Raw genomic sequence first — 22,336 nt, forward strand, 5'->3', positions numbered from 1 at the left:
TCGAAGGGCTGCGATAGCGTCCAGGTATGAATCGAGTGTCGGTGATCACAGGCGGCGCGGGTGGCATGGGTCTGGCCACAGCCAAAATCGTCGGGCGCGACCACGCCGTAGTGCTCTGCGATGTCAGGCAGGAACGGCTGGACGACGCAGCCGCAACCCTGAAAGAACTCGGGATGGATCCCACCGTCGTCAACTGTGATGTGAGCGATCGGCACGCGGTCACCGAGTTGTTGGACAACGCGAGCAACCTCGGGACGCTGGACTCGGTCATCCACACCGCGGGAGTAAGCCCGAGCATGGGCTCCGCCGACTACGTGATGCGCACTAACGCAGTCGGCACCGTCAACGTCAACGAGGTGTTCTACGCGACGGCCGGCGAGGGCTCCGTGATCGTCAACGTGGCGTCGATGGCGGCCCACCTGTTGCCCGCGGAACTTGTTCCGACAGCGCAATTTCCGCTGGCGCTCAGCGACGGCGACGCCTTCTGGGACGCGATGATGGCGACGTGCGACCCCATTCCCGAGGACGCGCGTTCCGGTTTCGCCTACGCCGTGAGTAAGAGCTTTGTGAAGTGGTACAGCGAGTCGCAGGCCGAGCGATTCAACGCGCGGGGATTGCGCATCGTCTCGCTCTCACCGGGGTCCGTCGACACCGAGATGGGCCGGCTCGAGGAGCAGGCGGGCGCCGGGGCAATGGTTGCCGACTTCGCCGTCCCGCGGTGGGGCAAGGCGGAGGAGATGGCCGAGCTACTCGCCTTCTGCGCCAGCGACAAAGCGGGCTACCTCACCGGCACCGACATCCTCAACGACGGCGGAGTAGTCGCCTCGATGAGGGAGCGAGCAAGGGTGGCCGCGGCCGGCGGCTAGACCAGGTAGTAGAAGTTGGTCCGCTCGGGCCCGATCGGGGACGGTGCCCTCAATTTCAAGTCAGCCAACTCGCTGTGAGCGTAACGCACCGCCTTGAGCGTCGCCGAGAAATCCTCGTCCTCTTCGGGGAAGACATGCTCTGCGGTGAACCAACTTTGGAATCCGACATTGTTCAGCACCCCGAGCGTGTCGGGACGCACTCCGGCGAGTAGCACGGCGACACCGCGTGCGGTCTCTTCCCGGAGGAAGTGCTCGATGCGCTCGATGCACACGACGTCCGGGTGGCGCACCCGTTTGAGCCGCAGCACCACGAACTTGATCTCGTCATCCGCGATCCGCTTGCCGATCTCGGACAGGTAGCGATCCAATTCCGGTGCGGCGCCGAAGAACAGCTCACCTTCCAAGTCATAGATGACTACCAACGGGTCCGCGTCTTCACCCGGAATGCGCTCGCGCACAACGCGTTCAGGCGTAACAATGAGTTCCCGGGATTTCAGCTTGGCAGCACGGGGCACGAACAACAGGATCGACAGGACCACACCCAGCAGGACTGATTTGTCGAGATCGATCGCCACACCGGTGAATGCGGTAACGATCACCAAGCCCGCGTCGTAACGCGATGCCTTGACGGTGTAGATCAGGCGCTTGAAGTCGACCAGCCGCACCGCGGTGACCAACAGCAGGCCCGCCAGCGCCGGCTGCGGCACGTAACGCAACAGCGGCGCGAACAACAGCAGCGCGGCGGCAACCGTTGCGGCCGAGACGATCCCGGAGAATCGCGTTTTGGCGCCGGACTGAAAATTGATCGCCGACCGCGACAGCGAGCCCGAGCCCGGCAGGCTTTGGAAGAAGCCGCCGGCCAGGTTCGCGAGGCCCTCGGCCATGATCTGCCGGTTGTAGTCGATCTTCTGCTGCGTCTGGTAGGCAATGGCTTTGGCGATCGACAACGCCTCGATGATGCCGACGAAGGCGATCGCCAGCGCGCCGGTGGACAGGTGTGGCAGGAACTCGGTGTGGACTTCGGGAACATGCGCGCTCGGCAGGCTGCGCGGGATCTTGGCGGCCACGGAGACCGCGGTATGACCGCCGGCCCCGGGAATCGACCATCCCGCCAGGTAGGCGATCACCGAGGTGATGATCAGCACCGCAAGCATGTCGATCTGCGGCCAACCGTACCGCTGCACCAGCTTGCGCAGAACAACGGCCAAAACCACTGCCGCCGTACTCAATATCACGGCGCGGTAGTTGACGTGATCGCCGTGCGACAGGGTCAGCCACACCCGGTGCAACACCTGCATGTGCCCGTTGCCCTTGTCGCGCACACCCAGCGCGTTGCCCAGCTGTCCCACGGCCAGCAGAAATGCGGCGGCCGCCATGAAACCGATGATGACCGACTCCGAAATGTAGCGGGTCAGGTTGCCGAGCTTGAACAAGCTGATCACGATCTGAAACACGCCGACCAGGACAGCCAGCAGGAACAGACCTTCGAACAGTTGGGTGCTGTTTTCCGAATCGATGAAGGCAAGCGCGGTGAAAACCAGTAACGATATGGCGCTGGTCGGCCCGTTGATCAGATGCGAGGACGACCCGAAAATCGAGGCGACGATCGTGACGACGATTGCCGAATACACGCCGAACCTGGGATCGACACCGGCAATCAGCGCATAGGCCATCGCCTGAGGGAAGGAGATGGCGGCGACGGTCAGGCCGGCGATGACGTCATGCCGGCCTTTCACCGAGTCGTAATTCAGCGCGAAGCCCACCTTGCCCACGTCTTTCCGCTAGGCCCCCGCCGCCGAGGCGGGCGGCGCCGAGATCGTGTCGAGAATTCCGTTGCTGCCGAAGAACTGCTCGCGCGCATCGCTCCAGTCCTTGGCGATCTCGCCGATTCCGAAGAGCGCGAGCGGGGGCAGGCGGTCGGCGTGTTTGGCGAGGATCTCCGGTTTGAACGGCCGATAGCCGAATTGCGCGGCCTGCTCTTGTCCGGCATCGGTGAACAAGTACTCCAGATACGCCTTGGCGTAGGTCGCGGTCTTGGGCTCGGTGATGTTGGCGTCGACCCAGGCCACCGCCGGTTCGGCCCGGATGCTGACCGGTGGATAGACGAGCTCGAGATCGTCGGAATTGGCGGCGACCTCGCGCAGCGCCTCGTTCTCCCACGTCAGCTGCACGTCACCGATCTTGGCCAGGGTGAAGCTGTCGCCCGCACTGCGCGCACCGGCGTCGGACACCGCCACATGTTGCAGCAGCGACTTCACGTAAGTCTTCGCCTGGGCCGGGGTACCGCCGCGAGTGGTCACCGAACCCCACGCAGCCAGAACGCTCAGCTGGCCGTTGCCGGAGCTGCGCGGATTCGGTGTCACCACGGAAACGCCGGCATTGACCAAATCGGGCCAGTCATGAATGCCCTTGGGATTGCCCTTCCGGACAACGAAGACGACGGTCGACGTATACGGCACCGAACTATTCGGCAGGCGCTGCCGCCAGTCCGGCGCGATCAGCCCGTGCTTGCTCAACGTCTGGATATCGCTGATCAACGCCAGCGACACCACGGTGGCTTTCTGGGTGCCGTCGAGAACACTCCTGAGTTGGCGGCCCGAACCGCCGTGCGACTCCTTGATGTCCAGGGTGACGCCGGTCTGCGCCCGATATTTCGGGATAAACGCCTTGTCGATCGCCGCATACAGCTCGCGCGTGGGGTCGTAGGAGACGTTCAGGATTTGATTGGCTCCCGCGGCGGGGACGTTCTTGACCACAAGGGCGGTCGCGGCGAAAACGATCGCCACCACCCCGAGGACGTTGAGCCAGGGAATGCGGGGCAGGAAACGCTTCAGCGGCGGACGCGCTTTCAACATCCAGGCGTCCTCTCAAAACAATCTCCAGACGATGCGCCTGGCACCCAGCATTTTCAGCGATGTTAACCAAAAGGCCACGTCATGACAGCGTTGAGAATCAGTCTGACGCTAAATGCGCGTCGCTACGTATGCTGAGCAGATGCCGCAACGGGCGTTGCGTGACCGCCTTATCGACCTCGAAGTGCCGGGCGAGGATGTGGCGCGCGGCCGGACTCTACGCAAGACCGTCCCGCGACGCTCCCTCGCGCAGCTGACTCCCTCGGCGCGATCCGCGACGGACATTCTCGTCGCCCAAAATGCCGGGCGGCTAAGCGAACTCGTTCCGTTGCGGTTCGCCCGAATGCTCGCCGACCCGTTCGCTTTCTACCGAGGTTCGGCGGCGGTCATGGCCGCCGATCTCGCCGCGAGCCCGTCGAGCGGAATCGAGATCATGTGCTGCGGCGACGCGCACGTCTCCAACTTCGGCTTGTACGCCGCCCCGCACCGCTCGATCGTCTTCGACCTGAACGACTTCGACGAGGCCGCGGTGGCGCCGGCCGAGTGGGACGTCAAGCGGCTGATCACCAGCGCGATCATCGGGGGCCGCCATGCCGGCTACCCGGCCAAGGCCATCGCCCGCTGTGTCGAACAGGGACTGATCGGATATCAGCGGAGCCTCGAGGCGATGCTCGAGGAAATGGACGTGCTGGAGCGTTACTACCTGCGGGTGGAACCCGAGCACTACACCGGCACGGTCTCCAAGGGCCTGCAAGCGGTGATCCAGAAGACGATTTCCCAGGCGCGCACCCGAACGTCGGCGCGAGTCTTCAAGCGAATCACCGAGATTGGGGCCGACGGCACACCGCGCCTACGGGAAGCGCCCCCGGTCCTGCAGCACGTCGACGAGGACGTCGAAGCCTTCTTGGTGGAGTCGATCCAGGAGTACCTGACCGCGGTCCCGGCTGACATCGCGCTACTGCTGTCGCACTTCCGAGTCACCGATGTCGCGCTGCGGGTGGTCGGCGTCGGCAGCGTCGGTACTCGCTGTTACCTGGTCATCCTGGTGGGACCGAACGACACGCCGTTGATCCTGCAGATCAAAGAGGCCAACCGGTCGGTGCTCGACGAATACGGCGGGTGGGGTCAACCGGACGGCCTGACCGCGGCGATCGAGGCCAACGGCCAGGGGGTACGGGTCACCGACGGCCAGCAGATCCTGCAGGCGATGTCGGATGTGTTCCTCGGTTCGACCCGCAAGGACGGCCGCGACTACTACGTGCGCCAGTTCCACGACATGAAGGGCACCATCGAAACCGAAGGCATGAAACCTTCCACCTTCTCCGACTACGTCAGTGCGTGTGCCGTGCTGTTGGCGCGGGCCCACGCACAGAGCGCCAATGCGTCGATCCTGCGCGGGTACGTCGGCACCAGTAACGCGGTGCACGACGCGGTCGCCGAATGGTCGTACGCCTACGCCGACAAGTCCCTCGACGACTTTCATCAACTGCGCGCCGCGGCCGCGGCCGGCGAGATCGAGGTCGCCGAGGATCCCGCGCGATAACCCAACGCCTACTGCCGAAGGTCGATCACGAGTTGTAGGTCATCGGCACAGGTTTGGACGACAGCGGTAAACGCCGGCTCGGTCCCGGCAACGCGTTCGCGGGCAGCGGCAACCCGGGCGCTCGCCGCGTCCGGATCCGTCTCGCCGAGGATCAGTCCCGCCGCGAGGTCGCCGATCGCGTCGTGCACTGGTGGGGGAACCGACCCGCTGACGGTGCAGGCCGTCGTCACAGCACGCGCCAGGTAGAGCAGCGAGCCGGCGAGCAGGGCCAGCTGGGCGGCTTGCCGATCCGCGCCTCGAACGCTGCCGCGTGCGGCCCATCGCCGCGGCGCGATCCACGCGAGATGACGAGCGTGGGTGCGGGCCTTGTTGAGTACCTCCAGCCGTTCGTGCAGCCGATCGACGCCTGCGTACTGCCAGCCCGACGGGATCACCGCGCGGCCGCCGATCCGGTCCGCCGTCTCGGTGAGCAGGTCGTGCAGGGCGGCCAGTACGCCGACCCGGGCGTCGCGCACTGCGGTCCGCGGATTGGGCGGGAACAGCAGGATGCTCAACACAAGCGCCACACCGCCGCCGATCAACGCCTCCTGGAGGCGTTGAAAAACACTGTCGGTGCCGACCGACAACGCCATCACCAGAATCGCGGACCCAGCGGTCTGGTTGGCGAACGTCAAATCTCGTGCCAGGACTCCCCTCCCGAACAGCACAGCGACGCACAACGTGGCAAACACCGTGGCGGCCATGGCAATCCACTCGGTGCCGAACAGTTGCACCACGGTGGAGCCCAGGCAGATCCCCAGCGCCACACCGACAATGTTCTGGACCGCACGTTGTGCTTGAAACAGATTGCTCGCCGACAAGCACACCGCTGCGGCGATCGGTGCGAAGAAGGGGTCTGCGTGGCCCAGCACGTCATGGGCGATGTACCACGCCACGCCCGCGGCCACCGACGCCTCGGCGATCGCCCACAGCACATCACGCAACCGTCGAACAGCCGCAACGCCGCTGTCTATCGTCCTGGTAAGCGAAGCAGTACTCACGCTTGCCTACCCCAGCACAACCCGCGAGTTGACGAAAGGCCGAATATCGATGCGAAGCCGCGCGGCGATCCGCTACGAGGACGGCGGTCCCTGGTCGGTAGAGGAGTTCGAGCTGGATCCATGGGCAACTACTCCTCGACGAAATGGTCACCAAGCGCTACGGGCTCGACGAGATCAACGATCTACTCCGCTCTAGCCGCCGGTGAATTGATCCGCGGGGTAATCGATTTCGGTATCGGCTAGCCGACGCCCGCCGGCCGGAGCAACCCCGGTGCGGTGCAGCCAGTCTTCGGGTCGCAGCCGCCAAGTCCGGCGCGCGTACTCCAGTTCGGTGTAGGGCCATTGGGTGACGATGCGGCCGCTTGGCGACCGAAAGTAGCTGTCGCATTTGGTCCAGATGGTGCGCTCCAAGTCGGCGGAAAGCAGGTCGTTGTACCGCTTTTCGGCCTCGGGACGCACATCGAGATAGCCGCCGCGGCGCGCCAGCCGGCTTACCCCGCTGGCCACCAGTCGCGCGCCGGCCTCCAGGATGTAGACGATCGAGTTGCCGCCCTGGTTGGTGTTGGGTCCGTACAGCATGAAGAAATTCGGGAATCCGCCGACGGCCACGCCCAGGTACGCGCTGGGATCCTCGCCCCACCGCTGGTGCAAGCGCTGTCCGCCGCTTCCGACCACGTCGATGCCCGACAGGTAGCGCGCCGTCTCGAATCCGGTGGCCAGCACGACCGCGTCGACGTCGACGACGTCGCCCGCGGAGGTGACGACCGACGTCTCGGTGATCCGGTCGATGGGGTCGGTGACCAGCGTGACGTTGTCTTGCTGCAACGCCCGGTAGTAGTCGTCGCCGAGCAGCACCCGCTTGCAGCGGAACGGATAGTCCGGCGTCAGGGCGCGGCGCAGCCCCGCGTCGGCCACGGTGCGTTCCAAAAACGACGTGGCGATCTGGGTGCGCGCGGTGACGACCGGGTCGTCGGCGAAGGTCGCGGTGTTGTCGTGCTGGAATTTCCAGATCTGCCAGCGGGTGCGGGGCACCGCCAGCGGGTTATGCCGGAATTGCGCCAATTCGGTTGCGCTGTACGAGCGATCGTCTTTGGGAACCATCCACGGCGGGGTGCGCTGAAAAACCGTCACCTGCGCGGCGGTCTTCGCCAGTTCGGGAACAAGCTGTACTCCACTGGCGCCGGTGCCAATCACCGCCACCTTCTTGCCCGTCAGCGCAAGGTCGTGATCCCACTGTGCGGTGTGCATGACGAAGCCGCCGAATTCGCTCAGGCCGGCGATATCCGGAAGCTTCAACGAACCGAACAGCCCGACGGCGCAGACCACCACGTCGGCCGTCAGCGTGCTGGTGGCGCCGTCGCGTTCCAGCTGGCACTCCCAGCTCCAGGTAGCCGCATTCCATGCGGCGGAGCGCACTCTGGTCTCCAGCCGCAGGTGACGGCGCAGGTCGAAGTCGTCGGCCACCGATTCCAGGTAGGCGAGAATCTCGGGCTGCCGAGCATAGGTTCGGCTCCAGGATTTGTTGGGCGCGAACGAGAACGAGTACAGGTGGCTTTGGATGTCGCACGCGGCGCCGGGATAGGTATTGCGCCGCCAGGTGCCGCCGACGCCGTCGCCGGCCTCCAGGATCACCAGGTCGTCGATGCCGGCCCGTCGCAGCGCCACCGCCGCACCCAGCCCGCCGAATCCCGCGCCGATGATCGCCACCCTGGGCGAGCGTCGACGCCGGGTCGCCGCCCGGGCCCGGCCGAGCAGGTACTTCACCGCCCCGCCCCGCGAATGTCGAGGCCGGCCAAGTCTCCCTGGGCTCGCCAGGCCGCCAAGATGTCGGCGTATTCGGTTGGCGTGCCGAAGAAGAAACTGCCCTGGCGGGTCTTGGCATCGGCCTTGCCCTCGCGGTTGTAGTAACCGGGCGTGCAGGTCTTGGCGCGCTCGGCGGTCGCGGTCGAGCGGGCGACCACCGTGTCGACCCAGGCGGCTTCGGCAGCCGGCGACGCCTCGACCTCGGTGGCGCCGTGTTCGAGGGCCCACGCGATGATCCAGGCGGCGTGGCTGGCTTGGACGTCCAGCAGGTACGGGAAGTTCACCGTCAGCCCCGCCTGAGAGATACTTTCGATGAAGCAGTTCGGGAAACCGTTGGCGCACAAGCCCTGAAAGGTGCGCACGCCATCACCCCAGCGTTCGGTCAGGCTCACGCCGTCACGGCCGATCAGTTCGAAGCCGGTGCGACGGCTGTAGTCGGTGCCGACTTCGAAACCCGTTGCGAAGATCAGGCAGTCGAGTTGATAAGCCGCGCCGCCGACGACGACGCCGGACTCGGTGATGCGCTCCACGCCGCGACCGTGAGTGTCGACCAGTGTCACGTTGTCGCGGTTGAAAGTTTGCAGATAGTCGTCATGGAAACAGGGGCGCTTGCAGAAGTAGCCGTACCAGGGTTTGAGCGCCTCGGCGGTGGCCCGGTCGGCCACGATCCCGTCGACTCGGGCCCGGATCTCCTCCATCTTGGCGAAGTCCGCGAGCTCGATGTCGCGGCCGCGCTGCTCCGGGTCCACCGACGCGTCGTCGTGACGCATCACCGGGAGCTTGCGGGTGATGCTCGTCCACGCGTCGGCGACGAGATCCTCGGGCGCTTGTCCACCGGCGGTCAGGATCTGAAAGTTCTGGATGCGCTCGCGTTGCCACCCCGGCTGTAATGTGTTGGCCCACTGCGGATCCGTGGCCGCATTCGCGCGCACGTCGACCGAGGAGGGCGTGCGCTGGAAGACATAAAGATGCCCTGCGGCGGCACCCAGATGCGGCACGCACTGGACCGCGGTCGCGCCGGTGCCGATGATCCCGACGCGCTGGCCGGTCAGGTTCTCCAGCTTCGCGCCGGTGTAGCCGTAATCCCACCGGCTGGTGTGGAAGGTGTGGCCGCGAAACGATCCGAGGCCGGGAATGCCGGGCAGTTTGGGTTTGGCTTGATACCCGTTTGCCATCGACACGAACTTGGCTCGCATCTCGTCGCCCCGGTTGGTGCGGATGACCCAGCGCGATTGCGTTGCATCCCAACGGATCTCCTGCACGTCGGTGCGCAGGAGCGCGTCGCGATACAGATCGTATTGCTGCGCGATCCGCTGGCAGTGCGCAAAGATCTCCGCGCCCTTGGCGTACTTTTCCACCGGGATGTAGCCGAGTTCCTCCAGCAGCGGGATGTACACGTAGGACTCGACGTCGCAGGCGATCCCCGGATAGCGATTCCAGTACCAGGTGCCGCCGACGTCGGCGGCCCGGTCGATCAACCGCACGCTTTGCACGCCGAGCTCACGCAGCCGCGCCCCCGTCAGTAACCCGCCGAAGCCGGCGCCCACGATCGCGACGTCGACCTCGTCGGTACGGGGCTCGCGGACGAATTCCTTGTCGACCCAAGGATCTTCGGCGAACCGGGCGAAGTCACCGGCGATCTCCACGTACTGGTCGATCCCGTCGGGCCGCAATCGGCGCGCGCGCTCTTCGGCGTACTTGCGCCGCAGCGCATCGACGTCGAACGCGTACCCGACAGTTTCGGTCAAGATCCCGACTCCGCTCTTCGGCGTCGACTCTATAATCAATCACTTGATCGTATCAAGGAGTTTCCGCATGCTCCTCGAACAAAGTGCCTCTGACCAGCACCTTCGCCGAGCTCAGTGCGGCGTGGTAGTCCGCCGGCGGCAGCGTGGCCGCCAACTCCGTCAGGCCGTAGACCAGCCCATAGATCGCCGCAACGACGGCCCGCGAATCCGGATGGTCACCCAGCTCGCCACGCTGACGGGCGTCCTCGACGACGCCCTCGATAATCTCGCGGAACGCCTCGAACCCGGGATTTCTCGATCGCCCGCGCGCCGTCCGCCGCGCGGCAACGGTTTCCGCCCGGATCGCGAACTCGAACGCGGCCAGGTCCGGGTACTCACGCATCAATTGGCCGGATTCGTCGAGCACGGCTTCAATTCGGTCGACGATATTGCCGGGGCGTTGCGCGGCCCGGCGCAGCCGGGGCATCGCCGTGTCGGTTCTGGCCGCGATGGTCGCCTTGATCAGCTCGGACTTGTTCGGGAAGTAGTTGTACAGGCTGGCACTGGTCATGTTCGCCGTGCGGGCGATCTCACGGATCGTCGCCTTCGCGTAGCCCGCCTCGGCCACACATTTCATGGTCGCGACGATGATGCGCCGACGGGTCTGTTCACCACTGGCGCCGACGGGGCGGCCCAGCTGTGTCTTCGCGCGCATAGTTGCCCACCCTTCGACCGCGGGCGCAGTACATCGTCGAATATATTTGACCGACCATGCAATTCCGGAGGTGAGCGGCCGTGAACCTCGCGTTGGGGGAATTCTCGCGCGCAATCGACTTGGCCGGTGTGTTCGTCAATGCCGTGCTGGGCGGCGTCGTGGCCCGCGAATTCCGCATGGATCCAGTGGGATTCGTCGCGCTCGCGATCCTGTCGGGACTCGGCGGCGGCTTGATTCGCGACACGCTGTTGCAACACGGGCCGCCGGTGGCATTGACGGACTCGCTCTACGTCCTGGTCGCCCTGGCGGGCGCGGCGATCGCATTCTTGATACCGCTGCGCGCCCGGCTTTGGTCGCTGCTCTATCCGGTTGTCGACGCGCTGGCGCTGGGCACCTGGGCGGTGGCCGGCGCGGAGAAGACCTTGGGAGCCGGATTGTCTTGGCTCCCAGCGATTTTGCTCGGCACGATCAGCGCCGTCGGCGGCGGGGCGCTGCGTGACCTGGCGGTGAACCGCACTCCGGCGATCTTCGGCGGCAACACCCTTTACGCGACGCCCGCGGTGGCGGCCAGCGGCACCGTGGTGCTGCTCTCCCGTTACGGTCTTGCGCCGCTGGGCGAGTTGGCGGGAATTGCCGTCGGCTCGGGCCTGTGCCTGCTGGCCAGATGGCGCGGCTGGCGGCTCGGCGAGAGCTTGACCGCGGACTACTACCTGACTCGGCGCAAGCGGACGTGGCGCATCCGGATCGGCACGCGAGCACGCCGCCGCCACGACCAGTGACTCAGCTCGGCCGCCCGGTGGGGGCGGACAGCGAGGAGACCCGCCGCCGGATCATCACCGCCGCAATGCGCTGCGTGGCCGAGGTCGGCTACTCGCAGGCGTCCATCCGTGAGATTGCCCGGGCCGCCGACATGACCAGCGGCAGCCTGTATCACTACTTTTCGAACAAGTCCGAACTGTTGCACGCGACCGGCGAGGAGATCGAGGAGATCGTGCTACCGCGGCTGCGTGCGGCCGCCGGGCGGCACGAGCACGTCTTCGATCGACTCGACGCGGTGCTCGACGAGTCGACTCGGCTGGTCCGCGACTTTCCGTACCTGACCGGTTTCCTGCGGGCGCTGCGCGCCGCCGGCACGGCGGAATCTCCCGGATCCAGGGCGTTGCACGACGTCGTCTTCGAGATCGTCGCCGACGCCGCGCAAAGCGGAACACTGTCCGGCGAGACCAACACCAGGTCGACGGTCGAGGCGATCTGCGCGCTGACCCGGGGACTGTCGGAGCAGGCGGACAGCCTGGCTCCGCAGACCTACCAAGCCGCGCTGGGTTCAGCCAAAAGCCTGATCCGGGGAACGCTGTTCACGCAGCGCGTCGCCGAGCGTCCATAGCGCCACCCCGATCAGCACCAGGTCCTTGAGCAGGAACTGGCCCGGCAACGCCGACAGCACCGGCAATCCGGCGGCGTGGGTCGAGACCACGCCGGGAGTGGTGAACAAAAAGCTCAGCGTCCCCAGGAACAGCACCACCGCCAACGCGCTGCCGATCGCCGACACGCGTGGCCATACCGGGCGCAGCGCAATGAGAAGGGCGGCAACGATTTCCATCGTCCCCAGCCCGCGGGCGACGGTCGTGACGCTAAAGACGTCGTAGACCCAGCTCATCAGCGGGTTGTGTTCGATCAGCACGCGGGATTCCATCTTCACGTACTTGCCGAACCCGATCCAGGCCAGGACGACGACCAGGCCATAACGACTGATCAGATGGCCCAGCAGGATCAGCGAATCCGACAAGGAATGCGTTGCGTTGGTAAAGGTACGACTGATCATCGAGCCGGTCATTGCGGGAAGTCCTTCGGCAGGCGGGGCTGGCTATCCGAAGGATTCACGATTCACGCCCCGAGGGCGTTCAGTATCAGCCGGCGTAGCGATCGCGCAGCTTGGTCAGCGTCGCTTCGATACCCGACGCGTTGCCCTTAGCGAACCCCATCCGCTCGTAGTACTTCAGTTTCTTCTTCAACGCACCCGCGTCGCGGTAGTCGAACGTCTCGGTGACCCGAGTCAGGGTCGGTGAGAGCGACTCGAATTTCCAGCGCCAGCGATGACCCAGCGGATGGCGCCATTCGATCAATTCGTGCGGCTTCAGCTCGGTCACGGTGCTGGTGATGCGGTACGGCACGCCCAGCATCTTCATGCTCGTGCAGAACTTCGACCCGACGACCAAGGCCTCCGGCACTTTGATGTTGCCCTGGACGGTGCCCGATCCGTCCAGCTCGGAATGCCGCCGGGGATCGGCCGCCCACTCGTAAAGTTCCGCGGCCGGCGCGGCCACATCAACCGACCTGCTTACCTGCTGGGGGCCCGCGTCGACGATGACGACGGTCATGATGTCTCCTTCCACCTACCGGGCAGCGTAGCCCCGGCTACTGCGGCTCCGGAATATTCGGATCCCACACGGGTGAGGACGCGAAGCGCGCCGGCCACAATCCGGATTTGGTCAGCCGGGCGACCTCTTCGCGCAGCACAATCCCGATCTTCGTCGCGAACTCGCGCGGCAGTTCCAGCGCCGCGGTCGTACCGACTCCGAGCTGATGGTTGATCTCGGGCTCGCAGATCGGCGCGCTGCGCAGCCGCCCGGCTTCGACCTCGGCGCCACATGCCGCCGGTGGCAGCACCGCATATCCCAGGCCCGCCTCGACCAGCTGCTTGCAGACTTCCAGCGAATCCGTCGAAAATCGCGCTGTGATGGCAACTTTCATGCGCAGCGCGGTGTTCTCCAAGGTGTTTCGAATCCCGGTCTGAGCACTGGGCATGACGAGCGACAACGCGGCCAGGTCGGTGAAGCGCACCGGGCTCGCCGGCGAGAGATCCGATGCGGGCCCGCCGACAAGCACGAGGTCCTCGACGACGAGATTGCGATAGAACAACCGGTCGTCGGAGACCGGATTGATGACCGCAAGGTCGACCGCACGCTTGAGCATGCGCTGCATCAAGTCGTCGGTCTCGGCGACGGCGACATGAAAGTGCACGTTCGGGAACGCCGCGCCAAGGCTGGCCAACAGCGGCGCGGCCAGCACCCGTGCGGCGGTGGGCACCATGCCGAACAGCAGTCCGCGCTCGATACGCGCCAGCGGTGATCCGGCGTATCGGACGGCGAGCTCCAGTTGACGCAGCGGCGCGGCCGTCGACGACCGCAGGCGTTCGCCCTCTTCGGTGAGGTGCACGCCGCGGCGGGTCCGCTCGAACAGCGTGATGCCCAGGTCCTCCTCGAGTAGCCGGATCTGACGGCTCAACGCGGGCTGGGCGATGCCCAGCACCGTGGCCGCGCGCGAGATCGAGCCTTCCTCCGCGATCCGCAGGAAGTACTTGAGCCGGTGGGTATCCATCGCTTCCAGATCTACCAGTCATACAAAACTGGCATGACTGGTTTCCCGAATTGGTATTACCTCACGCCCCCGATCCGGTCATATCGTCGGCGATGTAGGCATGGCGGGCTGATGCGATGCCGTGCGGGTCTGACTGGGAGGTCGGCTTTAATGCAAAACGAGACGCTGCAAGACGAACAGGACTGGGTGCAGTTACTGGGGCTGGACCGGCTGCCCGAGCACATCATCGGCAAGCGGGTCACCGAGCTGATGGACCTGTCCGGCAAGAAAGCGTTCGTCACCGGCGCCGGGGGCGACGGCCTGGGCCAAGCGATCGCGAACCGGCTGGCCGGCTGCGGCGCCGACGTGGCGCTGATCGGCCGGACTTTCGAGAAGGTGGAGCGTCGTGCCAAGGAGGTCGAGCAGCGCTGGGGTGTGCGGGCCATCCCGGTCAAAGCCGACATGTCCGACTGGGACGAGGTGCACGGCGCGGTCGCGCAGGCGCACGACGAACTCGGTGGCCTGGACATCATGGTGAACAATCCGGTGATGGTCGCGGCCGGCCCCTTTGAGAAGCAGACCAAAGAGGAAATCGACTACACCGTGCTGGGCAGCCTCACGATGATGATGTACGGGGCGCACGCCGCGCTGCAGTACCTGCTGCCGCAGGGCTCGGGAAAGATCATCAACATCGGATCGGTCGGCGGCCGCATTCAGCAACGCGGCCTGGTCGTCTACAACTCGTGCAAGGCCGGGGTCATCGGGTTCACCCGCAACCTCGCCCACGAGGTCGCCCTGCGGGGCGTCAATGTCCTGGGCGTGGCCCCGGGCATCATGATCAAACCCGAGATGCGGCAGTACCTGCTCGATCCGCAGGACGACAAGCATCGCGCCGGCCGCGGCGCCATCCACGAGGCGATCACCAACCAGGTTCAACTGGGGCGGGCCTCACTGCCCGAGGAAGCCGCCAACATGGTCGCGTTCCTGGCCTCGGAGGCCGCCGACTACATGTGCGGCCAGACCATCGATGTCGCCGGCGGCCAGTGGATGGGTTAACATCTTGTACCGCAACGATTTATGCGACGAAGCCAGAGCCCAAACCGGGCTGGTCGACTTCGGCGAGGACTCCTACGCCGAAGGCCTCGACATCCTGCTCTCCGCGTTACGGGACGAGGCGCGGCTGAACGAGCGCGGCCAAGCGTTCTTGCATCAGCGCATCGTGGGCTACCTGTCGCAGCGCCTGCAGGTCGAGGATTGGTACCGCCGGCACCCGGAGATCGGCGACGTGCCGATCACCGCGCCGTTGATCGGCTTGGGTTTACCGCGCACCGGGTCCACCGCATTGTCGATGCTGCTGGCTCAGGATCCCGACGTCCGTTATCTGCGGCGATGGGAATCGTCGCAACCGTGCCCGCCGCCCTCCACGGTGCAGGGCGCGGATCCGCGCATCCCACCCGACCAGGGTGAAATGGTCGGCACCCGCCGCCACGTCCCCGGCGACACGCATGGGCCGATGGAATGCCATGAACTGATGGCCCTGGATTTCAAGTCGCACATCTTTCAGTCCTTCGCCGAAATCCCCTCGTACTCAACGTGGTTGGTCCAGCACGCCGACCTGACTCCCACCTTGCGGTATCAGCGCCGCGTGATGAAGCTGCTGGCGTGGGGCGAGCCGCACCGTCCGTGGCGACTGAAATGCCCGTCGCACGTGTTGTGGCTCGACGCCCTGGATGCCGCCTTCCCGGACGCCCGGTTCGTGATGACGCATCGCGATCCGACCGATGTCATCTTGTCCGTCGCCGATCTGTATGCCGACATCATCGGGACATTCAGCTCGGAGATCGACCGCCCGTACATCGGACGGCTCAATGTCGAGCATTGGTCGCTGGGCATGGCGCGGGCGCTGCAATTCCGCGCCGACGGCGCCGATGATCGGTTCTACGACATCGACTTTCGCGCCATGCAAGACGATCCGATCGGAGAGGTCACCCGCCTGTACGAGTGGCTGGGCGCACCGGTGGGTGCGCAGTTCGAAGTACAGATGCAAAGCTGGTGGACGCATGCTGCCGCCGAGCGTGAGCCGAGCTCGCATGCCGATCCGGTGGCGTTCGGCATTGATTTCGACGACGTGCGGCCCCGGTTTGCCCGCTATGTGGACTGTGCGCGCCGCTGGACCGCGCACTGAAACAGGTACAAACAAAGGATATTCGATGGCTGTTGACCTGACCGGGAGTATCGATCCGGCGCGCGAGTACATGCTGGCGCAACGACCGCAGGACCCGGAGATGCGCGATTCGGTGAGCTTCTGGGTTGTCGATGACCGCGGCGAGATCGGCCTGCCGCGCATCGGAATCGAAGCGGTGGGGGCCAATTGGGATTCGCACGACGTTCAGGTCAATGTCGCTTTCCCCGACGGCCGCGTCTACCGGCTACGCACCAATGGTGCGTCGCTGCCCGCGCAGGGTCCCGATGGGCGCGCCACCGTATTGGGTGCCGGGGGCCTGGTGTTCCACTGCATCGAACCCTTCGACACCTGGGCGATGTCCTACGACGGGCCGGCGGTGCAAACGTCGTCGTCCGACTTGGTCGACGGCAAGAAGGCGGGCCCGTCGGTCGACATCAGCTTCCGCGTCGAAGCGAAGATGGCCGTACCGCCCTGGGTGCAGGGAGCGCTGCAGCCCGACGCCGACACACAGCTCAAAACGACCGCGGTTGGCGACATCATGGGCGGACCTCGCTACGAGCAATTGTTCACCGCCACAGGAGAATTCCGCTCAGCCGACCGACACCACACGTTCTCCGGCAGCGGGCTGCGCATCCGTCGCACGGGTGTGCGCAAGCTCGCCGGATTCTGGGGCCACTCCTGGCAGTCGGCGGTGTTCGGCAGTGGGCGAGCGTTCGGCTATATCGCCTACCCGCCCCGGCCCGACGGCGAGCCGACCTTCAACGAGGGGTTCGTCTTCACCGGCGACGGCGGGCTGATACCCGCACGAGTGGTGCAGGCGCCGTGGCTGACCCGGCTGCAACCCCTCGGCGAGGACGTCTCGCTGGTGCTCGAGACGGTCGACGGGGCGGTCGAAATCGCCGGGCAAACAGTATTTTCCACGCACGATATCCACCACAACGACGACATGTATTCCATGAACGCGCTCAAGCAGGAGATGCCGAGTTTCCCCGCCCTGCAGCAGGCCGGCGTGCGCTACACGTGGGACGGCGAACACACCTACGGAATGCTCGAACGGTCCAACCCGCTCGACAAGATCACCCGTGACTAGGAAGGAACTCAACGGCCCTATGAGCCAACTGATCCCAGGGAAGGTGGCACTGGTTACCGGCGCCGCACGCGGGCAAGGCCGTGCGCACGCCGTGCGGCTGGCCGCCGAAGGCGCCGACGTCATCGCGGTGGATATCGCCGGACCGTTGCCGTCGAGTGTTCCCTACGATTCGCCGACACCCGACGACCTGGCGGAGACGGCGCGGCTGGTCGGCGCCAGCGGGCGAAAGGTCGTCAAGGCGGCGGTCGACATCCGCGACCTCGACGCGCTCAAGGCCGCAGTCGACCAGGCCGTCGGCGAGCTGGGCCGCTTGGACGTCATCGTCGCCAATGCCGGAATCTGCAGCCCGGCCCCCTGGGATCAGATCACCGCGCAGGCGTTCCGAGACACCATAGACACCAACGTGATTGGGACCTGGAACACCGTAATGGCCGGTGCACATCACATCGTCGACGGTGGCCGCGGCGGGTCGATCATCTTGATCGGATCGGCTGCGGGCATCAAGATGCAGGCGTTCATGATCCATTACACGGCAAGCAAACACGCGATCGTCGGGATGGCTCGCGCGTTCGCCGCCGAACTCGGCAGGTACAACATCCGCGTCAACAGCCTGAATCCGGGCGCGGTCGCCACCCCGATGGGCACCGGCCGGATGCGCGAGGCGCTGCAATCGGCCGCCGATGACTATCCGCATCTGCGCGGCTTGCACAAGCCGCTGCTGCCCGAAGGCATCGCGGAGCCCGAAGACATCTCCGACGCCGTCGCGTGGCTGGCCTCGGACCAATCCAGATTGGTTACCGCAACCCAGGTTTCGGTCGACATCGGCGTCGGATACGTCTGATGCGCGGGCTCAAGGACAAGACATTCGTCGTGGCCGGCGGCGCCACGGGCATCGGTGCGGCTACCGCCAAACGCCTTGCGGCCGAAGGCGCCCGGGTGTCCATCGGTGACATCAACATCGACGGCGCCACCGCCGCGGCCGAACAGATCACCGATTCCGGCGGCCGGGCCATCGCGATCCAATTCGACCTTGCCGATGCGCGATCCGTGCGGGATCTCGTCGACCGCACCATCCGTGAGTTCGGTGCTGTTCACGGTCTACACAACGTCGGCGCCGATCTCTCGGAAGACAACCTCGGCCGCGACACCACGATTCTCGATACCGGCATGGACGTCTGGCAGCGCACGCTCGACGTCAACCTGCTGGGTTACGTCCGAACGATCCAAGCGGTGCTGCCCCACTTGCTGGAGGCTGGCGGCGGCAGCATCGTGAACACCTCCTCCGGTGCCGCGCTGGGCAGCGACCCGCAACATGTCGCCTACGGTGCCTCCAAGGCCGCCGTGAACCACCTGACCCGTCATGTCGCGGTCAACTGGGGCAAACACAACATCCGCAGCAACGGCGTGATGCCCGGTCTGGTGATGGGCGAGACCCAGGAACGGCAGAACGACCTCCAGCTGCAGCAGGCCTTCCTGATGTTCGGCAAGACCAGCCGACTGGGCAAACCCGATGACCTCGCCGCGATCACCACCTTTCTGCTCTCCGAGGAGGCCGAATGGATCACCGGCCAGGTGTGGTACATCGGCGGCGGCTCACATCTGCGGCAATGATGCGCAACTAGCCCTCGTCGCCACAATTGCCAGGTAAAGTCGCCCGCCATGGGCGTCCTGCGCTTCGTCTGGCAACGCTTATTGGCGTTCGACCGGATCGGCTCGCGGATCCCACAGCTGATCCAGATATGGCTGACCGAGTTTTTCTTCGTGATGCCCTTGACGTTCTTCATCGGCAAAGTCATCGATATTCGCGGGGCATTCGGTGTGCCGGGAACGGGTGAGCGGCTCGACGGGGTGTTCTGGGGCGCGCTGGTGGTCTCGTTGATCTTCGGCTTCTTCTTCGTGCGCTCGCTGGTTAAGCCCCGGGTGGTGGAGGGTTCGTGGACTCCGGTGGTGCACGCCAATATCGGGTCGATGACCGTCTACGGCGGCAACCGCGCGTGGACCGTGACCTATCCCTTTCTGACCAGCCACCCGAGTTACGCGCTGCTGCTACTGATTACGGCGCCGATCCCGGCCGTGATGCTCGCCGCGACCACCAATCAGGGCGACAGCACGTTCTACTGGCGAGTGTGCGGGATCGTCGGCCTGGTCATCCTGGGCTGCATGGCGCTGGCCCGCATATTCGCCTGGTACGTCTTTCGGCTCGGGCGCCGGAAGCTGGATGTGCGGCTGGAGGGATTGCCGATCTCGCAACGCCGGCTCGGCTGGGAGATCGCGTGGAAGCCGGTGCTCGTCCTACTGGTGCTGATGTACGCGATCGTCTGCATCCCGCTTGGTGCGATGTGGTTCAAGGAACAACGCACGATCGCCGCGCTGCCCGTGGTGACCGTCGCGGACACAGACCACCCGGGCGACTATCGGCGGGTGAAAGGAACGGTCGCGTCGCCGGCCGTCTATTGGGCGCCGCGAGGCACCGGCCGCGGCGGCAACAACTACGCGGGCGCCGGGGTGCTGGTCAGCCTGGCCTCCGGTGGTGAGGCGCTGCTACTCGCCGAATCGCTGTCGGTGCCCGACTTCAAGGGCATGATGGCCCGCGTCCACGACGGCCAGCTCACGGCAACCGGCAAAGTGATCGACGCGATCACCGCCGACCAGCGCAAGTACTACGGCTTCAATCCGAGCGCCTTTCCCGAGGCGCCATCGGAGGGCCGGGTGATGCTGTTGTTGTCGCAGCCGTAACTGTAGGGCGCCCGGCAACCCGCCCACGTCGCCGACCAGGCAGAATGGCGCGGGTCACACGCTCTTGACGGCAATACCCCCCAGGGGTGTATAAGTGTGGTGGAGCTGTGCTACCCCCTGGGGGTATCTGGAAGGAGCGTCATGACCGCGAGCGCGGTGAGCAACCTGGAGCTGGACATCACCGGGATGACGTGTGCCTCCTGCGCGGCCCGGCTGGAAAAGGCGCTGAACAAACTCGACGGCGTGACGGCGACCGTGAATTTCGCCCTGGAGCGGGCTTCGGTCAGCCTCCCGGCGGGATTGGACCCGCAGTCGCTGGTCGCCGAGGTCGAAAAGGCCGGGTACACCGCCGTTCTGCCGCAACGGCACGACGAGCCCGCCGCCGATGGCCGCGAGCTGGCCTCCCTGCGTAACCGCCTGATCGCCGCGATAGTGCTCGCCACCCCGGTGATCGCGATGGCGATGGTCCCCGCATGGGAGTTCCGCAACTGGCAATGGGTATCGCTGGCGCTGGCCGCACCCGTCGTCCTGTGGGCGGGTTGGCCGTTCCATGCCGCCGCCTGGACCAACCTCAAGCACGGCGCCGCCACGATGGACACGCTGGTGTCGATCGGGACCCTCTCGGCGTTCCTGTGGTCGCTGTATGCCCTGTTCTTCGGGACGGCCGGCCACCACCACCTGCACCACCGCTTCACGCTGACCGTCGCGCCCAGCGCCGGCGCCAGCAACATCTACCTCGAAGTGGCCGCGGGTGTCACCCTGTTCGTCCTGGCCGGCCGCTACTTCGAGACGCGTTCCAAGCGGCGCGCCGGGGCCGCCCTGCGCGCCCTGATGGAACTCGGCGCCAAGGACGTCGCGGTGCTGCGACCCGACATTCTGCGACCCGATAGTCCAGGCGTCGAGATCCGCATCCCCGTCGAGCAGCTCACAGTGGGCGACGAGTTCGTCGTACGTCCCGGGGAGAAGATCGCGACCGACGGCATCGTGATCGCCGGCTCGTCGGCCGTGGACGCCTCGATACTCACCGGCGAGTCCGTGCCGATCGAGGTCGGCGAGGGTGACGTCGTCACCGATGCCACCGTCAACGCGGGTGGACGTCTCGTCGTGCGTGCCACCCGGGTCGGCGCAGACACCCAGCTGGCGCAGATGGCCAGGCTGGTCGAAGCGGCGCAATCGGGCAAGGCCAAGGTCCAGCGGCTCGCAGACCGCGTCTCCGGAGTCTTCGTTCCGATCGTCATCGCGATCGCCGTGGCCACCCTCGTGGCATGGCTTGTTGCCGGATTCCCGGTCGCCGCGGCGTTCACGGCCGCGGTCGCGGTGCTCATCATCGCCTGCCCGTGCGCACTGGGGCTGGCCACGCCGACCGCACTGTTGGTCGGCACGGGTCGCGCGGCCCAGCTCGGCGTGCTGATCAAGGGACCCGAGGTGCTGGAGTCGACCCGCAAGGTCGACACGATCGTGCTCGACAAGACCGGCACCGTGACCACCGGCAAGATGACGCTCGTCGAGGTCGTTGTCGCGCCGGACACCGACCGCGCCACGCTGCTGCGCTATGCGGGAGCGCTGGAGGACGCCTCCGAACACCCTGTCGCCCAAGCGATCGCCAAGGCCGCCAGGACGGAGCTCGGCTCGCTGCCGGCACCCGAAGGCTTCGCCAACGTGGAAGGCAAAGGCGTGCAGGGCGTTGTCGACGGCCATGCCGTCGTCGTCGGGCGCGAGAGCCTGCTGGCCGATTGGTCCCAGCACCTCGACCCAACGCTCTCGGCAGCTAAGCTCCGCGCCGAGAGCGAAGGCAAAACGGCCGTCGCGGTGGGCTGGGACGGCAGCGCCCGCGGCATCCTGGTGATCGCCGACACCGTCAAGCCCACCAGCGCCGAGGCGATCCGGCAGTTCAAGCAATTGGGGCTGACGCCTGTCCTGCTGACCGGAGACAACCAGATCGTGGCGGACCGCATCGCCGGCGAGCTCAGGATCGCGCACGTCATCGCCGAGGTGCTGCCCGCCGACAAGGTCGCCGTGGTTCAGCGTTTGCAATCCGACGGCAAGGTCGTCGCGATGGTCGGCGACGGGGTCAACGACGCCGCCGCGCTGGCCACCGCCGATCTCGGCATCGCGATGGGCACCGGCACGGATGTCGCGATCGAGGCCGCCGATCTGACCCTGGTCCGCGGTGACCTGCGCGCTGCCGTCGACGCGATCCGGCTGTCCCGCAAGACCCTGGCCACGATCAAGGTGAACCTGTTCTGGGCGTTCGGCTACAACGTGGCCGCGATTCCGCTCGCCGCGCTGGGCCTGCTGAACCCGATGCTCGCGGGTGCCGCAATGGCGTTTTCCAGCGTCTTTGTCGTCGGCAACAGCCTGCGACTGCGCTCCTTCGCGAGCACGATCCGTTCGGGCGATATGGGATAGTTGGTCTGGCCTA

The 22,336-nt window shown here is 65.9% G+C and carries 20 protein-coding genes and 1 pseudogene; 12 read left to right on the forward strand and 9 right to left on the reverse strand.

The genetic code is table 11. The features are described from left to right. Positions 1–26 precede the first annotated feature (26 nt). Positions 27–866, forward strand: coding sequence for an SDR family oxidoreductase (locus LMQ14_RS27110; protein ID WP_267732671.1), 840 nt, complete (start codon positions 27–29; stop codon positions 864–866). On the opposite strand, the gene LMQ14_RS27115 is transcribed toward LMQ14_RS27110, so the two are convergent. Beyond that, complete coding sequence (locus LMQ14_RS27115; RefSeq protein WP_267735703.1) at positions 863–2,629, reverse strand: SulP family inorganic anion transporter; 1,767 nt, start codon at positions 2,627–2,629, stop codon at positions 863–865. The genes LMQ14_RS27110 and LMQ14_RS27115 overlap by 4 nt on opposite strands. A gap of 18 nt (positions 2,630–2,647) precedes the next feature. Then, positions 2,648–3,721, reverse strand: coding sequence for a sulfate ABC transporter substrate-binding protein (locus LMQ14_RS27120; protein WP_267732672.1), 1,074 nt, complete (start codon positions 3,719–3,721; stop codon positions 2,648–2,650). 139 nt (positions 3,722–3,860) lie between these two features. Here LMQ14_RS27120 and LMQ14_RS27125 point away from each other — a divergent pair, with 139 nt between their 5' ends. Continuing rightward, positions 3,861–5,261, forward strand: coding sequence for a DUF2252 domain-containing protein (locus tag LMQ14_RS27125; RefSeq protein WP_267732673.1), 1,401 nt, complete (start codon positions 3,861–3,863; stop codon positions 5,259–5,261). Between the two features lie 8 nt (positions 5,262–5,269). Here the strand turns inward: LMQ14_RS27125 and LMQ14_RS27130 are convergent, their stop codons facing one another. Then, positions 5,270–6,301 (reverse strand): FUSC family protein, encoded by a 1,032-nt coding sequence (locus LMQ14_RS27130; protein WP_267732674.1) that lies wholly within the window; start codon positions 6,299–6,301, stop codon positions 5,270–5,272. Positions 6,302–6,423: 122 nt separating this feature from the next. Between LMQ14_RS27130 and LMQ14_RS27135 the strand changes: the two are divergent. Beyond that, a pseudogene (locus LMQ14_RS27135) lies at positions 6,424–6,544 on the forward strand (alcohol dehydrogenase); the annotation flags it as partial. Here the strand turns inward: LMQ14_RS27135 and LMQ14_RS27140 are convergent. The 3 genes from LMQ14_RS27140 to LMQ14_RS27150 are packed head-to-tail and all read right to left on the reverse strand — an operon-like array spanning position 6,494 to position 10,546. Continuing rightward, a complete protein-coding gene (locus LMQ14_RS27140; RefSeq protein WP_267732675.1) occupies positions 6,494–8,065 on the reverse strand; it encodes a flavin-containing monooxygenase in 1,572 nt (523 codons plus the stop codon). The pseudogene LMQ14_RS27135 and the gene LMQ14_RS27140 overlap by 51 nt on opposite strands. Next, entirely contained in the window at positions 8,062–9,852 is a 1,791-nt protein-coding gene (locus tag LMQ14_RS27145) for a flavin-containing monooxygenase (RefSeq protein ID WP_267732676.1), read from the reverse strand. Before LMQ14_RS27145 ends, LMQ14_RS27140 begins: the two co-directional genes overlap by 4 nt. Before the next feature lie 52 nt (positions 9,853–9,904). Further along, the gene (locus tag LMQ14_RS27150) at positions 9,905–10,546 is read right to left on the reverse strand and encodes a TetR/AcrR family transcriptional regulator (protein WP_267732677.1); all 642 of its coding nucleotides are present in this window, start codon (positions 10,544–10,546) and stop codon (positions 9,905–9,907) included. 80 nt (positions 10,547–10,626) lie between these two features. On the opposite strand from LMQ14_RS27150, the gene LMQ14_RS27155 reads away from it, so the two are divergent. Both LMQ14_RS27155 and LMQ14_RS27160 read left to right on the forward strand, forming a co-directional pair. Continuing rightward, positions 10,627–11,325: a trimeric intracellular cation channel family protein gene (locus tag LMQ14_RS27155; protein WP_267732678.1), complete on the forward strand. Its 699-nt coding sequence runs from the start codon at positions 10,627–10,629 to the stop codon at positions 11,323–11,325. Continuing rightward, positions 11,322–11,930: a TetR/AcrR family transcriptional regulator gene (locus tag LMQ14_RS27160; protein ID WP_267732679.1), complete on the forward strand. Its 609-nt coding sequence runs from the start codon at positions 11,322–11,324 to the stop codon at positions 11,928–11,930. The genes LMQ14_RS27155 and LMQ14_RS27160 overlap by 4 nt, the downstream gene beginning before the upstream one ends. Here the strand turns inward: LMQ14_RS27160 and LMQ14_RS27165 are convergent. The 3 genes from LMQ14_RS27165 to LMQ14_RS27175 form a co-directional block, all read right to left on the reverse strand. Next, complete coding sequence (locus LMQ14_RS27165; RefSeq protein ID WP_267732680.1) at positions 11,871–12,380, reverse strand: YkgB family protein; 510 nt, start codon at positions 12,378–12,380, stop codon at positions 11,871–11,873. The genes LMQ14_RS27160 and LMQ14_RS27165 overlap by 60 nt on opposite strands. Before the next feature lie 73 nt (positions 12,381–12,453). Continuing rightward, positions 12,454–12,924, reverse strand: a complete 471-nt coding sequence (locus LMQ14_RS27170) for an SRPBCC family protein (RefSeq protein WP_267732681.1) — start codon at positions 12,922–12,924, stop codon at positions 12,454–12,456. A 37-nt stretch (positions 12,925–12,961) separates the two neighbouring features. Then, positions 12,962–13,924, reverse strand: a complete 963-nt coding sequence (locus LMQ14_RS27175) for a LysR family transcriptional regulator (protein WP_267732682.1) — start codon at positions 13,922–13,924, stop codon at positions 12,962–12,964. A gap of 150 nt (positions 13,925–14,074) precedes the next feature. Here LMQ14_RS27175 and LMQ14_RS27180 point away from each other — a divergent pair, with 150 nt between their 5' ends. The 7 genes from LMQ14_RS27180 to LMQ14_RS27210 all read left to right on the forward strand — a co-directional run bounded on the left by LMQ14_RS27180 (position 14,075) and on the right by LMQ14_RS27210 (position 22,323). Then, positions 14,075–14,959, forward strand: coding sequence for an SDR family NAD(P)-dependent oxidoreductase (locus LMQ14_RS27180; protein ID WP_267732683.1), 885 nt, complete (start codon positions 14,075–14,077; stop codon positions 14,957–14,959). Next, complete coding sequence (locus LMQ14_RS27185) at positions 14,931–16,088, forward strand: sulfotransferase family protein (RefSeq protein ID WP_420714579.1); 1,158 nt, start codon at positions 14,931–14,933, stop codon at positions 16,086–16,088. Before LMQ14_RS27180 ends, LMQ14_RS27185 begins: the two co-directional genes overlap by 29 nt. 25 nt (positions 16,089–16,113) lie before the next feature. Then, positions 16,114–17,178, forward strand: a complete 1,065-nt coding sequence (locus tag LMQ14_RS27190; protein ID WP_267732684.1) for a hypothetical protein — start codon at positions 16,114–16,116, stop codon at positions 17,176–17,178. A 19-nt stretch (positions 17,179–17,197) separates the two neighbouring features. After that, entirely contained in the window at positions 17,198–18,019 is an 822-nt protein-coding gene (locus LMQ14_RS27195) for a mycofactocin-coupled SDR family oxidoreductase (RefSeq protein ID WP_267732685.1), read from the forward strand. Further along, positions 18,019–18,789, forward strand: coding sequence for an SDR family NAD(P)-dependent oxidoreductase (locus tag LMQ14_RS27200; RefSeq protein WP_267732686.1), 771 nt, complete (start codon positions 18,019–18,021; stop codon positions 18,787–18,789). Before LMQ14_RS27195 ends, LMQ14_RS27200 begins: the two co-directional genes overlap by 1 nt. Before the next feature lie 48 nt (positions 18,790–18,837). After that, complete coding sequence (locus tag LMQ14_RS27205) at positions 18,838–19,914, forward strand: hypothetical protein (RefSeq protein WP_267732687.1); 1,077 nt, start codon at positions 18,838–18,840, stop codon at positions 19,912–19,914. Positions 19,915–20,055: 141 nt separating this feature from the next. Then, positions 20,056–22,323, forward strand: a complete 2,268-nt coding sequence (locus tag LMQ14_RS27210; protein WP_267732688.1) for a heavy metal translocating P-type ATPase — start codon at positions 20,056–20,058, stop codon at positions 22,321–22,323. Positions 22,324–22,336 lie beyond the last annotated feature (13 nt).

The sequence above is a fragment of the Mycobacterium sp. Aquia_213 genome (assembly GCF_026625985.1).
Lineage (GTDB): Bacteria > Actinomycetota > Actinomycetes > Mycobacteriales > Mycobacteriaceae > Mycobacterium.